This window comes from Neorhizobium alkalisoli, assembly GCF_007829835.1.
In the GTDB taxonomy this organism is placed as follows: Bacteria; Pseudomonadota; Alphaproteobacteria; order Rhizobiales; family Rhizobiaceae; genus Neorhizobium.
In genome coordinates, this window is record NZ_VIWP01000002.1 from 771,284 (window position 1) to 785,958 (window position 14,675).

Genomic DNA, 14,675 nt, shown 5'->3' on the forward strand with positions numbered 1-14,675 from the left:
GCATTTTCAAAAACATCAGGCCGGCAGCTGGCAATGCGCCTCTGCCGGCTTTTCTTTGCCCTGTGTCAGCCGTCGTGTGGATAAAGTAGGCGCCCGAGCCTTCTCAGCTTCGGGTTCGAAAGCTCGCGGAAGAACAGGATCGGGTTTGTCCGGTAATCCGTCACGTCGTCTGCAGAGCCGATTGTCGCGATAAGGCGAGCGACGAAGGGCGTCATGAGATGGCGCCAGCCGAGGAGGCCGTAGGGTCCTGAGAGAGCGAAAGCAGGTTTTGGCGGCATCTGTGCCGATGCGATGCGGCTTTCCGGCATGCCGGACTTTCGCCACTGCAGCGCGTTCTCAAAACATGTCTCGAAGCTTATCTCAGCTCCTTCGACGGGATCGAAATATCGGGGATAGAGAAGATAGGCAGCGGCAAAAACTTCCTCTACAGCGAGTTTGCGTCCGCGCCGCGGGCTTGCCTGCCGGTCATCGGTCAATCCCCATCCGGCATAAAAGGGCATTCCGAAAGCCGTGACCGGCTTGCCGCGCATCAGCGCCTCGAAACCGCCGAGCGAGGTGATGGTATAGACATGATCAACCCGGTCGAGCAGCTGCGGCAGCGGCACCGGGTCCGTCACGATCGTCGCCAGATGAGCAACGTCGGACGGGTCGGAAAGACGCTTGCGGACGCCATTCAGCACATCCGGATGTGGCTTGTAGAGGATCTCGCAGCCGGGGTTTTCCGATGCGGCGAGGCGGACGAGGTCGTTGTTGTTGACCAGCCGGTCGCAGCCGAGCTGAATCGAGGCATCATCCTCGACCTGACCGATAACGAGGATACGGCGCGTTGTCGGCCTAGTCTCGACCTCGGCAACGGATGCCGATATGGCCGCCGGAGCGTTGTATTTGCTGAGGCCCGAGGCAAGCAGCTTGTCCATGGCCAAACGGGCACGCGCAATCAGTGCGGGATCGGCCGCGAAGTCGTAGGTCGCCAGGATGTTTTCGAGATCCGATGCCTGGCGGCTGTCGAAATAGGGCGTACGGCTATCCAGCGTCAGCGAGAAGGACAGGCTGTGACTGGCATTGGCGGCCAGTGAACGGATAAAGCCATCCTCCATGAAATAGACCGGGATGGAATTTTCACGGGCAAATTTCAGGACCTCGTCCGGGATGTTGCGCCCCCAGACAAGAAGCGCGCTGTTCGGCGTGGCAAGGATGGTTGCCTTCCAGTCTCGGAAAAAGGCTTTTGGCGAAAGATAGAGCGGCAGATAATCGAAGCGTGTACCGGGAAAATAGGCCTCGAGCATCGGCCCTTTCCAGCGGCGCATCTGGAGCGCAAAGACATGGCGACCTGCAAGATCCGGCCTGTCGATCGATACGTTTGCCACCAGAATGTTTTCCAAGTTTTGGCTTCCCTCAAAACCGCACTTCGGGCACAGCCGCAGAGCGATGATGACCAGTTAACGCGGGATGGCCAGATGGTCCATCGCAACCTGAAATCGCTCCCTAAATATCGATAGCCAAACAGATGGCGCCTTGTGCCCGAAAAGGTTGTTTCCCCATGCTTCGGCCTTCTCCGAGCCCGACAAGATGAGACAAAGCTTGACCCGGAACGCATGGTCTTGCATAGCAAATCGGACATCAAACGGCGGACTTTCAAGGTTTGCCGGACCATTCCGTTCAGTGAAACCGAAACCTGGCGCAAAAGAAACTGCATGTCTCTTAAATTCGGAACCAGCGGTCTTCGTGGACTGGTGATTGATCTTGAGGGACGTGCTTCCTCGCTCTACACGACCGCTTTTGCACGACACCTGCTTGAAGCCGGCCTGCTCCCCCCCGGCGGCATGGTTCTGGTCGGGCAGGATTTCCGCTCATCGAGCCCTTCGATTGCCGCCACCGCCATTGGTGCACTGGCAAGAGCCGGTCTTTCGCCGGTGGATTGCGGCGCCTTGCCGACGCCGGCTCTGGCGCTCTACGCCTCGAGCATCGGTGCCGCCTGTCTGATGGTCACAGGGTCGCATATTCCGGACGACCGCAACGGCATAAAATTCTATCGCCCGGATGGTGAAATCGACAAATCGGATGAGGCGCGCATTACCGCGATCGCCGCCGAACTGGAAAAATCCGAGATCGACTTCACGCCCGGCACCGCGCCCGACCGGTCGCAGGATGCGCTGGTGAAATTTGTCGCCCGCAATTCGGTCCTTCTGCCTGTCGATGCACTCAAGGGCCTGAAGGTCGGCGTCTACCAGCATTCCACCGTCGCCCGCGACCTGTTTGTCGAGGTGCTTGAAGGTTACGGTGCAGAGGTCTTGGCGCTCGGGCGCTCCCAGACCTTCATTCCCGTCGATACGGAAGCGGTCTCCGCCGAGACGATTTCCTTCCTGAAGGGCTGGGCTGCTGAACACGGGCTCGATGTGATCGTTTCTGCCGACGGTGATGGCGATCGTCCGCTTGTTGCCGACGAAACCGGTGAGCCGCTGCGGGGCGACCTGCTTGGCCTGATTGCCGCAAAATTCCTCTCCGCCGATGCGGTCGTGACCCCGGTCACGTCGAATTCCGGCATAGAGGCCGCCGGTGAGTTCGAAGTTCTGCGCACCAAGGTCGGCTCTCCCTTCGTGATTGCCGGCATGCAGGATGCTGCCAAAGGTGGGAAGACGGCGGTGGTCGGTTTCGAGGCCAATGGCGGAACGCTGACCGGTTCTGATTTTTCCGTTGCAGGCGAAACGCTTGTTGCCCTGCCGACCCGCGACAGCTTCCTGCCGGTTCTAGCGACGCTTTATGGCGCCGCGTCCACCAAGGCGAGCTTGAGCGCGCTTGCGGCAAGCTACAAACTCGCATTTGCCGCAGCCGACCGTCTGGAAAACTTTGCCGTCGAAATCAGCGCCGCATTGATGAAGCACTTGAGGGCTTCCGATGCGAATCTCGCTGTTTTTCTGGCGCTGATCGGCAAGGTCGCTTCGAAGGACGACACCGACGGGCTTCGCGTGACGCTTGCTGATCGCCGGATCGTGCACCTTCGCCCCTCCGGTAATGCGCCGGAAATGCGCTGCTATGTCGAAGCTGGCAATGAAGCGGATGCCAAGACGCTTCTGGCGCAGGGCCTCGGCCTGATCCGCGCCTGGGCACAAAACGCAAAATACTGACCTATTGATTGACAAGGCGGCGCCGAATGATCGGCGCGGCATGAACAACAGCAAGCGAACAGCGACCGACACCACAAGGCACGACTGGAGAGAAAGATGGTTGGCAAGATTATTCCCGTGATCATGGCTGGCGGCAAGGGCACAAGGCTCTGGCCCCTGTCGCGGGCAAGCGCGCCAAAACAGTTCATCCAGTTCGTCGGCGATCGCACCCTGTTCCAGTCGACCCTGTCGCGGGTTTCCGACAGCGAGCTCTACGAAGCGCCGATCATCATCACCAATGAGGATTTTCGCTTCCTAGCGGCCGAGCAGGCCCGCGAAATGGACATGGCGCTGACCACGATTCTTCTGGAGCCAATGGCGCGCAATACCGCCGCTGCCGTGGCCGCTGCCGCTGCCTTTGTCGCCGGCCGTTTCGGCGAAGATGCCATCCTGCAACTGCTTGCCTCCGACCACGAGATCGTCGCCAAACAGGACTACTTCGAAGCGATCACGGTCGCGGCCAAGACAGCTGCCTCCGGAAAGCTCGTGACCTTTGGCATCACCCCGACCGAACCCGCGACCGGTTATGGCTATATCGAGATCGGCGACAAGCTGCCGGGCGGCGCCCATGCAGTGAAGCGTTTCGTCGAGAAGCCGGCCCTCGAAAAGGCCGAGGCCATGCTTGCTTCCGGTGGATATGTCTGGAATTCCGGCATCTTCATGTTCAAGGCGAGCCAGGTTCTGGAGGAGCTTTCCCGCTTTGCACCGGCCGTTTCCGAGGCAGCGACCGCAGCCGTCGAGAAGGCCAGCGGTGATCTGGACTTCATCCGCCTTGACGAGGCTTCCTTCGGCGCCAGCCCGGATATCTCCATCGACTATGCGCTGATGGAAAAGACCTCGAATGCCGCCGTTGTCCCCTCCTCCTTCGTCTGGTCGGACATGGGCAGCTGGGACGCGGTCTGGAAGCTCGGCAACCAGGATGAGGCCGGCAATGTCACCTCCGGCAATGCCACACTGGTCAATACGAAGAACTCGCTCGTCATGTCGCGCCACGGCCATCTCGCCGTACAGGGCCTTGAAGGCGTCGCCGTCATCGCCAGCGAGGACGCGGTCTATGTCGGCCGTCTCGACGAGAGCCAGAATGTCGGCAATATCGTCAAGCAGCTTGCCGCCGCCAAGTCGACCGCAGCGCTGACCCAAACGCATCCGACCTCCTATCGTCCGTGGGGCGGCTACACCTCAATCCTCAACGGCGATCGTTTCCAGGTGAAGCGCCTGTTCGTGACGCCGGGCAAAAAACTGTCGCTGCAGAAGCACCACCACCGCTCGGAACACTGGATCTGCGTCAAGGGCACGGCCGAAGTGACGATCGGCGACAAGGTGCAGACCGTGCGCGAGAACGAAAGCGTCTACATTCCCCAGGGTGAAGTCCATCGCCTCGCAAATCCGGGAAAAATCCTGCTCGAGATGATCGAAGTGCAGACCGGCTCCTATCTCGGTGAAGACGATATCATCCGTATCGTCGATGAGTTTGGTCGAGGCTGAGGCTAGGTAGGCCGCATCGGCCGTACAGCTATGAGAAGCCCGCAGTCGCGGGCTTCTTTTGTTTATCGCCTAGAGCTAACTCGACGTTCTCCGAAGTAATTGGCGATGTTGGTCGCAAACCCCGCGCTGATTATCGGTTAGCTGACCCCGCATGGTGGCTCCGGATTGCGCAAACCAAGCGCTGGCGGCCTCTCACACATAAATGACGGAATGCGTTTCGGCACCAGTAGGTCAGGTATTAATCGGCATTTTCTGGGCACGCAGTGGAGAAGCTGCGGCACTATAAAGTCTCGCTAATGGAGCGGAGCGCATGAGTTGCCGAGACAAGGGGGCGCACACATCAGCGCCATTCTCACAAAAAAAGACCCCAAACGCAAAATCACTCCTGACTGGCGCCAGAAGTGATTTTGCATAACTTCTGAGATTCCTCAGACGTGATCGCGAATACTGTAATAAACCAGCGTCAACACGATCCAGATGCCGCAGGATGAGAGGAAAATCAGGAATGTCTCAAAGAATGCGCGTGGATAAGTCGCGATCTCTGGTAGCCCGGGCTGGACATAAGTTGCCAGATAAATCTGGTTATTGTTCGCCTGAGCACGGGCCGTCTCGTAATTCGTCAGTGATGATTCGTAGAGCTTTGAGGTGATCTCAACGTCCGTCTGGATCTGATCGTAGCGCGTCAACGCCTGAGCGTTCAGGGTATCACCACCAGCATCATCGGATTTGCCGTCGCTGCCAACCTGGTTTTGCATCTGCGCGATCTGATCCTGGAGCGCAGAAATCTGCTGTTTCATCACGGACAGTCGCGGAGACTTTGGATCCATATAGCTTGTCAAGCTAGCGTATTGCGACTGGAGGGCTGCCAGATCGCCACGCAGTTTCACGTTAACCTGAATACGTCCATCGGCTTCTTTCCGTGTGTCGATTGACTTCTGGTTTGTCCGCATCTCCGTTTCTTCGGCACGTACCGCCTTGAGCCGGGCTTCGGAGCGATCGAGTTCTGTCTTCGCGAACTCCATCTGACTTTTGCGCGCATCGTCGGATATCTGGTTGACCAACTTTTCACACAAAAGCTTCAGTGCCATAGCGATACGCTGGGCGTCCTGTGGAGAAAATGCAGACACCTCAACGACATTAATCCCAGTCGTAATATCGTAGCTCGTATGGATACGTGAATTCCAATAGGAAATCATGCTCTCCACAGACGCATCCGGATCAAGTCGGCTGAGGAAATCGGCCGTCTCGGTTGAATACAGCTTCTTGAGATCAACAGCCTTATCGAGTGCCAAAACAGCGTCACGGCTGGCGACATAATCCGAGACGATATAGCTGTTGGACATGGCCAGCATCGTGTCCACTGCCGCGGCACTGGTCGAGCTCGTCGAAATATTGGGCCGCACCGAAAAGCGAAATTCCGATACGTATTGCGGCGAAGCGAACAACGCATAATAAATGCCGCCGGCAATCGTTGGCAAAATGACGGCGATGAAGAAGAAGAGCCATTTACCCCACTGCTGGAGCCCGTTCTTGGAAACGACGCCGTGAACCTTATAGGTGACGACCGTCTTCTTCTTATTAGCCGGAACAGCAACAGGCGTCCGTTGATCCGGGGCTTTTGGAACAGGCGGCTGCGAGCGAGCAACAGATGCGGAGCTTCCAGGCCGAACCTCGTCAAGCCGCCGTACAAGTGAGCCTTCTGACTTCATTCCCCGCCCTTCGCAAACAGCACGATTTTTCAGAGACTAACACAGCTAAGCTGCGCTGCCCAAAGGAATTTGCATAATCGCAAATCAACCGGCATCAGCCGAAGGCCGATCCAATAATCAACAATCTCGGCTCAAAAAAGGCTAGTTTCCTAGAGCACCGACACTGTTGGCGACAGATGCTCCCTGGACAACCGGCGCAACCGTGGTGCCGATAAGCGTCGAGAACTTCCGAATCTCGGCCAACGACGAATTGGCGATATAGATCAGGTCGCCATTTTTGATCTTGAAACTCTTCAGCAAGAAGAAGCCGCTCGGATCCTTCAGGTCAATCTGATAAATGACGTTGACGGTTCCGTCGGAATGCATCGCGCGCGCGGACGGAATCAGCTTGCGCACTTCTTCAATTGGCTCGCGGCGATAGATGAAGACGCCCTTGGCATTGGCACGATCGTCATTCAGGCCACCGACCTTCGCAAGCGCCTGATTGAGATAGAGTTGCGATTCGTCAAACTGAATCGAAGCGTTGGCCATTGCTGCGCCAAAGACGGTAAAGCTGCGGGGCTGACGAATCAGAGTGACGACGTCATTAGGCTGGACAAAGATGTTCTCGCGCGGATCCGAGATCAACTTTTCCATTGGCATGGTCTCGGTTCGCAAGCCTCGGGAAATCTGGACTGCCAGCTGATGCGCCTCGACGCGCGGACCACCGGCTGTCGCAATAACATCCATCAGGCGCTCGCCGCCGGCAGTCAGCGGGATACGACCACTTTGCGCGACTTCACCCGTAACTGTAACCGTATTAGAGTTGTTCTTAACGACATTGACGAGCACCTGAGGCTCTACGGCCATGCCGGCCAACGCCTTCTCGATTACCGCTTTAACTTCCTGAGGGCTACGGCCAGCGGCCTGAATGGTACCTGCATAAGGCACGACAATCATGCCCCGCTCTGAAACCGGCTGCTCGGGTATCTGCGTGCCCGATTGGCGTGCCCCAGAGGAAAAAAGTCCATTCTCGGACGCTTCCCAAATCGAAACAGTAACGATGTCGCCTACACCGATCAGCGCAGTGCTGGACTTTCGGGAATTACCGAAAGCAACCGACAGCGGCTTGTCCTGGCTGGCCGACAGAATGTCCGCTACTGCCTGCGTGATATTCACGAGAACATAGGGGGTATCAACTGTCTTGCCGCCCGACTCGATTGCGCCGGAACTCGGTCCGGAGCTTGGAATCATCGTGCAGGAAGTCGTTGTCAGAGACAGGGCGACGGCCGAGGCGAGCAAAAATAGGTTACGAGATGCCATTCACTCTATACTTTCCGCCATTTCCGCCAGCTCCCCAAAGACCAGCGCGCCCGCATCAGTAAACCAGCCCGTCCGGTTCTTCAACATCCAATGCGAGCGTTAACCATCTTGCACCCAGTTCCTTTTTAAAAGGTGTGACTTAACAGCCAATGCTAAAGCGGTATCTTCGATAGGACCTGTTCCGGAATGATCCAGACGGCATCCTCGAAACGAACCTTTTTCTGCAGCGGAAAAGCCCTAAAAAGGCTCTCTCCCGTATAAGATAGCGAGCGCCAGTTGTCGTCGATGAAACGAATCGCACCATCCCAGTCGGTTGGCTGCGCCAGCGGCTGCAAATAGCTCAGCACGTAATCTCGATCGACGCCGCTGTAAAAATCCTTCATACGGTGGTCAATGGAAAGCTCGCCCTCGATCGCCAGCGGACCTGAAGGGCCGGCATAAGTGGCGAACCAAGCGCAAGGTATGCCGTAGGTTTCGGCAATCACCAATCCATGCAGGCTCGTTGAGAGAATCCGCCTGCAAGCTGCGATTTCTTCGACCTTGTCGCGCAGGCCGTCGATCGTCGCCGGCGTATAGGTGTTGATTATATGCACCCGGTCGGCGAGTTCCGGCGGTATGCGATACCGTTCGATCGTCGCGCGCACGAGCGAATCGGCCGTCGGCCTATCGAGTTCAGAAATGTGGACAATGACGCCAAGGTCCCATTTCTTTTCTACACGGGCCGGAAAAACCTTTGGAAGGAACCAAACCGGATCCCCGTAATTTTCGCCGACATCGAGGCCGCGCTGGCGCAATGCGGCAGCAGTCCGGCGGCCACGCACTGCATGGACCACCATCTCGGTATCATCCGGTATGCTGTACCCCGTCAACGCGCCAGTCTTGTCGCGCCCCATATCGAAACCGGTACCCCACAAATGCACCTTGCCGAAATGCAATGCATGACCAATCGTACCGACGGCCGCGAGACGCTCACTATCGGCGCTGAAAGCTGCACGACTGATCGGAAGCTGACAGATCGCTGCAACAATGACTGCACTTAGCGCATCGCCGAGATTGGCATCGGGGTGGGTCGCTGTTGTCCAGACCCACGAGAACCGCAGGCTCTCGACCCCCTTCTTTCCGTCACGCGCAAGCGCACCGGAAGCCGGATACCGCTTGTTGCGGCTCAACAATCGCTTGGCAGCAGCTAAAGGCATCGTATCTCGCTTACCGGAATTTCGAAACAAGCTGTCCAAGGAACGACGCTTTTGGCTTCGTGCCCGTGGCGATCAGCGAATGGTCGAAAGCACTTCCGGTAGGTCCTTTCGCAAGCGGCTTAGCCGGGATCGGGAAAGCCCCGATCAATGCATCTTCATCCAATTGCTTGGGATACCAGACACGGTCGATCGTCTCGATCAAAGCGTTCCAATCGGTCTCTTGACGACGCGGCTGGTACCAGACGTCGACGAAGGACTGACCCAGACCGCGGTAAAGGTCGTTGAACCGGAGATCGATGGCGTCAGGCGTTTCGAAATCGACGCGGCCGAGGCCTGCACTGGAAGCGCGCGGCGAGAAATATAGGCAAGGAATTCCGTAGCTCTCTGCAAAAACCATACCGTGAAGGCTGGTGGAAACGATCCGCTTGCAGGCCAGAATCTCGTCAAGCCGCTCACGCAGCGCTGCGGTCGTCGGCGCGGTGACAGTGTTGATCAGCTTAATCGAACCCGCATCCTCAGGCGACAGATTATAACGGACATGATCAGGTAGCGGCTTTGCCGAATAGCTACGATCGGCCAATTCCGAAAGATGAAGAATGACGCCGAGCTCATAACGCTTTTCAACAGGCGCAGTGTGGAAGCGTGGCAGCAACCACAGTGGATCGCCATAGACGCCCGGGCCGGAATCCGGAGCCAGCAGCGCACGCGTGAACGGCCCACGCGTCGCATGGACATGCATCGTCGTGTTACGCGGAAGAGTGTAAGGAATCTTCGCCTCATCGCTCTGACTCGGATTCGTGTGCGGCGAGGTACCAGTACCCCAGAAAGACACGCTACCGCCTTCGAACATGTGACCGATCGTGCCGACAGCCGCCAGCCGCGTTTCGCCGGACTTGGATGCAACATGCTTGACAGGCAGACCGGAGACCATCGAAACGATGATCGGAGACAGCGCATCTCCGAGGTTCAGATAATCCTGTTTGGCAGTTTTACCGACCCAGGACAGAGGTATGGTGCCAGTCGAGGCAACAACCTCTTTCAAGCTATTTGACATTTTATACCATTCTAGCGTTGCAGAACCGACGCTTGCCGCAGCAGAGCTATTATCGGATGCCGCCTATAACACGACACTGCAAATCACAATAGCGCAGATATTCAATCTCCCCAATCAGCGGATGAATGCGTATATGTGTGTGGCGCCGGACCGCTCCGATGCGCGCCAAATGAGTACGCTGCACGAGGAGAGAGCGCCCACTGGGTCGCATCAAAAGAAAAAGCAATGTTCATACTATCGATGCCCCCTGCCCGGATTGAAACAACGCGTGTGCTATTCGATATTTCACGCCTATTCAGATGCCGCAGCAATGCTTTTGCGACAGGGGTAGATCGTATTGACCTTGCACTGGCGTTCAACCTTGTGAGGCAATTCGCGGATCACTGCCATTTCGTGCATGCCGGCCCAGCGGGACCGGCGATCGTCGATCAAGCAGCCAGCCTCGCACTGCTCGCGCATCTTGATAAACGTTGGAACGACCCCTCTAGCGGCGATCTGGCGCCTTTTTCAGGCCGACGCTTTACCGCAGATGCCATCTTGCGCGGACTAACTCGCAGCGAGCAGCGGAAGCTGGCGACGGCCGACACGACTTATGTCGTCGCCTCGCATTCGGGTCTTGGCAAAGTCGAAGGCGCATTAAAACGCCTTGATCCGGAACAAAGGATGCGGCGGTTTGTCTATCTGCACGATATCATTCCACTTGAAATGCCGGAATATCAGCGACCGGAGACGCGAGGCGCATTCGAACGTTATCTGCGCGAATTGACTGATTCGCCTCTGGTGATCGCCTCCAATTCCGACGATACCGACATGCGCGTGCGCAAACTCGCGGCCAAGGAGAAATGGCCCGTCGAGACTTTCACCGTTCTCAAGCCGCAGCTTTCGCAGATGCCGATAAAGTCTGGCGAACCACGTCCTCTGGTCTCGGCATATCTTGCAGATCCCCGTCCGTTCTTCACCATCATCGGCACGATCGAACCCCGAAAAAACCATCTTTTGCTTCTCAATCTCTGGCGGCAGCTTGCCGAGGAATGTGACGCCCCCCCGAGGTTGTGCATTATCGGCAAGCGGGGATGGGAGAATGAAAATGTTCTGGATATGCTTGATCGCTGCGATGCCATCAAAGGTCTGGTCACGGAATTCGGCTCTCTTTCCGATACCGAGGTGCAGCTTTTGATGATGAGGGCGGAGGCGCTTCTGTTTCCCTCGTTCGTCGAAGGTCTCGGCATCCCATTGCTGGAAGCTGCGGCGATGAATCTACCATGTATCGTTTCCGACATCCCGGTGTTTCGCGAAGTCGCGCCGGCAGGCACAATCTTTCTCGATCCACTCGACGGGCCCGGCTGGAAACGGTCTATAATGTCTAAAACCGGAAAACAGCACGTGCCCTCGCCGGCCGGCAGCCTCTGATCGTCGATTGGTTCCAGAATGTCGATAACCTTCAGCAACGTTCATAAACAACTTCGCCAGAAGACCAAGAAGACAAAGGTTTTCGATGGTGCCGACGCGCTGTTCCAGCAGGACAAGATAACCGGTATTTTGGCGCCCCCGGGCTCTGGCAAGACTACTGCGGCACAGTTGACCACCGGAAAACTACGCCCCGATATCGGTCGAGTGCAGAGGACCTCGCTCGTCTCGTTTCCAGTCGCATCAGGTGGCATATTCAACGGCTTGCTATCCGGTCGCGAGAACTTGGTTTTCTTATGCCGCGTCTTCGGATTCGATCCACGGCCAATAATCAAATTCATCATTGAATTCACCAACCTCGGCAAAGTGATCGACAAACCGCTGAAGACCTATACACGAGATGAACGAACGAAGCTGATGTTCGCGTCCTGCTATGCGATCCCGTTCGATATTTACGTCGTCGATGATTCGATCATCGGAGGGCGGAACACTTTTCGTGACCGCTGCGAGGCACTGGTGCTCGAAAGGATGACCACCTCCGGCTTCGTCATTTACAGTTCATCCCCTAGCCTCTTGCGCAAATACTGCAACGATTTCTACATCATCGACCGGCTGGGTCTGCTGAAGGTGGATACGATCGAAGAAGCGGTCGAAATCATCGGCCCGGCAAGGCTCAAAGAAGGAGATGGCTACACAGAGAATGCAGACGCAGGCGGTGACGTCCTGCAGCTCTGATCTGTTGAAGCCCGTCCATCTTTGCTGGTGGGAGGCGCAAAATTCAGACGAAGACCACTGCATCGGTTGCAAATCAGGTCAAGATCACGCAATTAGGCGCTCTGCACAGGCATAGCGGCCGCTCGTCAGCTCTCCATACGGGAATACCATGTCAAGTACACGTATCATGATCGATGGCTACAATCTTGCGCTGGAAAAGGGCACGGGCGTAGCAACCTATTCCCGCAACCTCAGCCTGGAGCTTTCCAAGCTCGGCCACAAGATTGACCTTCTATACGGTGTGCGCGCCTCGACCGGCAAACATGCTCTAATGAGCGAAGTCAACTTCTTCGACCCCATGGCGAAGTCACTGAAGACCTCTGAAGTCGTTAAGACGATGTTCAAATCGCCACTCGGTCTGACGGCCCGAGAAGTACCGATCACCGGCCGCGTCATCGCCAAGAATCCCGTGCGGGTCCTGCCGCCCTATGACCGCATCTTCAACTACCGTAACCTGTTTTCGCTTTCCCGCTGGCATTTCCGCGTCTTTGGGCGGTTCATGGAAACCTCCTACGAACAGCCGGCCGACATCGCCCATTGGACCTATCCGCTGCCGATCCGCCTCAAGAAGGCGCAGAACATTTATACGATCCACGATCTTGTGCCACTCCGCCTGCCCTACACGACGCTCGACAACAAGAAGGAATATTATCGCGTTGCGCGCGACATCGCCCGCCACGCGGATCATATCGTCACAGTGTCGGAAGCCTCCAAGCGCGATATTGTCGACCTTCTGGAAGTCCCCGAGGAGCGGGTGACAAATACCTATCAGTCAGTCAGTCTGCCGCCGGCTCTGCTTGCCCGCTCATTCGACGAGGTGGCTCAGGAGGTCGAAGCGATCTTTGGTCTGGAACCAAAGAAATATTTCCTCTTTTTCGGCGCGATCGAGCCGAAAAAGAATGTCAGCCGCATCATCGAGGCGTATCTGGCCAGCCAGTCGAAATATCCGCTAGTCGTCGTCGGCCAGTTGACCTGGAAGGACACCAACGACCTTCGGCTTCTCGGAGTATCGGGGGGAGGAGGCGGCAGCAAAACGCAGGCTGCTGATCCGTCGATCTCGGCTGTATCACGCGCGCAACAGATCATCCGGCTTGAATATCTTCCGCTCGCCCTGTTGACCTCGATCATTCGCTGCGCCCGCGCCGTCGTATTTCCTTCGCTTTATGAAGGGTTCGGGCTGCCTATCCTGGAAGCCATGCAGCTTGGCACGGCTGTGATAACCGGTACAGAAGGCTCCAACCCGGAAGTGGCCGGCGATAGCGCCTATCTGGTTGATCCCTATGATGTCGGAGCGATTGCGCAAGGCATTCGTGACATGCAGAATGATGATGACATGGTTGCTCATTACGAAACCGTCGGAAAGCAACGTGCCGAGGTCTTTTCACCAGAGCGTTATTCTGAAAGACTGGATGCCCTCTACAAGCGACTGAAATGAGCTCGATAAACAAGATTACAGACGCTCTTGGGTTCAGAAAAAGGGGATCGACCATCACTGAAAATGCCAATCAGGTCGCATCCACGCAGCTGGAGATCCTACTGTCCACAGCCCGCCGCCACGCGGCGCAGGCTCCACAAACACGGGAATCCGAGCTTATTCTCGAACTCTGCGCCGTAATCGAAGCGGCGCCGAGTGATCCAGCGGAGCTGCGTCGGGAAATCTTTCGCGATGCCGTCAAAGGCATTGCCAATGTAATACGCAACAGCCAGCTACCGGTTGATCTACCGCTGTCGAAAATGGTGCCGGGCGCCTATGGCACACCGGAGCTGCTGGCTGCGGAAATCGAACGCGCCAATGCGACCGAACCGGTCTTGCTCGGAGAACTGCGCCAGATCCGCCAGAAGCTGAAGAGTGCGACCGAAGGCAATGACGACATCGACGATTCGATCCGGCGCCTCTATTACGCGTCAGTTTTTGCTAAGAACCCATCAACCGAAGATATACTGCCACCTGGCTCGCCTTCCCGTTCGCTCGATCTGGCCGCGCTTGTGGTACAAAAAGTCTTGCCGAACGGCTGGTGGACGCTCGGCGCCAGCGGCCATAATCTCGATGACATGCCTGTCGCCAAAGTCGGAACATGGACGGGTGATAGTCCAAAACCAGAATCCGCGCCGACGACCCCGCTCACGCTACTCCTCGCGCTGATGCTTACGCTTATCGAAGCGGAGAAGAAGAGCGGCTGACGCCTTGTTCGTCAGCAGCCGTCAAAATCACAAGTTGTCGGGATGATGCCGCGGGGCACCTTTAAATGGGGATTAGGCTAAAACAAGCCCTTGTAAGCTTACGCTTAATCAACCGCTAGTCGACCCAAAGTCCTATCAGGCGTGCGCCATGCTCGAGCGCGCGGCACGGCGTTCTGCACGGATCTTCTGCCGCCTCTGTTCGCGCTTTGCCGCGATCTGCATATGTTTTTCCATTGACCGCTCAAGGGCCCGCTCCTCAGCAAATTGCTGACGATAGGCAAGCGAGAGACGGAAGATTGCAAGTCCGATCACGCCTGCGACAATGGTCAAGACCACAATAAAACCTGTAAACATCAGAAACACGCTGCTCATGTCCATCATGTGGTGTGCCTTTCCGATGATC

Annotated in this window: 12 protein-coding genes; 6 read left to right on the forward strand and 6 right to left on the reverse strand. The window is 56.7% G+C overall.

Annotation, left to right across the window (positions count from 1 at the left end):
- Positions 1–65 precede the first annotated feature (65 nt).
- The gene (locus tag FHW37_RS09585) at positions 66–1,382 is read right to left on the reverse strand and encodes a capsular polysaccharide biosynthesis protein (RefSeq protein WP_246690716.1); all 1,317 of its coding nucleotides are present in this window, start codon (positions 1,380–1,382) and stop codon (positions 66–68) included.
- A 312-nt stretch (positions 1,383–1,694) separates the two neighbouring features.
- On the opposite strand from FHW37_RS09585, the gene FHW37_RS09590 reads away from it, so the two are divergent.
- Both FHW37_RS09590 and FHW37_RS09595 read left to right on the forward strand, forming a co-directional pair.
- The gene (locus FHW37_RS09590) at positions 1,695–3,125 is read left to right on the forward strand and encodes a phosphomannomutase (protein ID WP_145635409.1); all 1,431 of its coding nucleotides are present in this window, start codon (positions 1,695–1,697) and stop codon (positions 3,123–3,125) included.
- 96 nt (positions 3,126–3,221) lie between these two features.
- Entirely contained in the window at positions 3,222–4,649 is a 1,428-nt protein-coding gene (locus tag FHW37_RS09595) for a mannose-1-phosphate guanylyltransferase/mannose-6-phosphate isomerase (protein ID WP_145635411.1), read from the forward strand.
- A 428-nt stretch (positions 4,650–5,077) separates the two neighbouring features.
- On the opposite strand, the gene FHW37_RS09600 is transcribed toward FHW37_RS09595, so the two are convergent.
- The 4 genes from FHW37_RS09600 to FHW37_RS09615 form a co-directional block, all read right to left on the reverse strand.
- Positions 5,078–6,358, reverse strand: a complete 1,281-nt coding sequence (locus tag FHW37_RS09600) for a hypothetical protein (protein ID WP_145635413.1) — start codon at positions 6,356–6,358, stop codon at positions 5,078–5,080.
- Positions 6,359–6,499: 141 nt separating this feature from the next.
- Positions 6,500–7,660, reverse strand: coding sequence for a polysaccharide biosynthesis/export family protein (locus FHW37_RS09605; RefSeq protein WP_145635415.1), 1,161 nt, complete (start codon positions 7,658–7,660; stop codon positions 6,500–6,502).
- 152 nt (positions 7,661–7,812) lie between these two features.
- Positions 7,813–8,895 carry a polysaccharide pyruvyl transferase family protein gene (locus tag FHW37_RS09610; RefSeq protein ID WP_246690717.1) on the reverse strand — a complete coding sequence of 361 codons (1,083 nt, stop codon included), beginning with the start codon at positions 8,893–8,895 and terminating at the stop codon, positions 7,813–7,815.
- Complete coding sequence (locus tag FHW37_RS09615; RefSeq protein WP_186458200.1) at positions 8,867–9,706, reverse strand: polysaccharide pyruvyl transferase family protein; 840 nt, start codon at positions 9,704–9,706, stop codon at positions 8,867–8,869. The genes FHW37_RS09610 and FHW37_RS09615 overlap by 29 nt, the downstream gene beginning before the upstream one ends.
- Positions 9,707–10,135: 429 nt before the next feature.
- On the opposite strand from FHW37_RS09615, the gene FHW37_RS09620 reads away from it, so the two are divergent.
- The 4 genes from FHW37_RS09620 (at position 10,136) to FHW37_RS09635 (ending at position 14,272) form a co-directional block, all read left to right on the forward strand.
- Positions 10,136–11,320: a glycosyltransferase gene (locus tag FHW37_RS09620; protein ID WP_145635420.1), complete on the forward strand. Its 1,185-nt coding sequence runs from the start codon at positions 10,136–10,138 to the stop codon at positions 11,318–11,320.
- An 18-nt stretch (positions 11,321–11,338) separates the two neighbouring features.
- A complete protein-coding gene (locus tag FHW37_RS09625; protein WP_145635421.1) occupies positions 11,339–12,052 on the forward strand; it encodes a hypothetical protein in 714 nt (237 codons plus the stop codon).
- A gap of 148 nt (positions 12,053–12,200) precedes the next feature.
- Entirely contained in the window at positions 12,201–13,526 is a 1,326-nt protein-coding gene (locus FHW37_RS09630) for a glycosyltransferase family 4 protein (RefSeq protein WP_246690718.1), read from the forward strand.
- Positions 13,523–14,272: a hypothetical protein gene (locus tag FHW37_RS09635; RefSeq protein ID WP_145635423.1), complete on the forward strand. Its 750-nt coding sequence runs from the start codon at positions 13,523–13,525 to the stop codon at positions 14,270–14,272. The genes FHW37_RS09630 and FHW37_RS09635 overlap by 4 nt, the downstream gene beginning before the upstream one ends.
- A 135-nt stretch (positions 14,273–14,407) precedes the next feature.
- Here FHW37_RS09635 and FHW37_RS09640 read toward each other — a convergent pair whose 3' ends face one another.
- Positions 14,408–14,653, reverse strand: a complete 246-nt coding sequence (locus tag FHW37_RS09640) for a hypothetical protein (protein ID WP_145635424.1) — start codon at positions 14,651–14,653, stop codon at positions 14,408–14,410.
- Positions 14,654–14,675 lie beyond the last annotated feature (22 nt).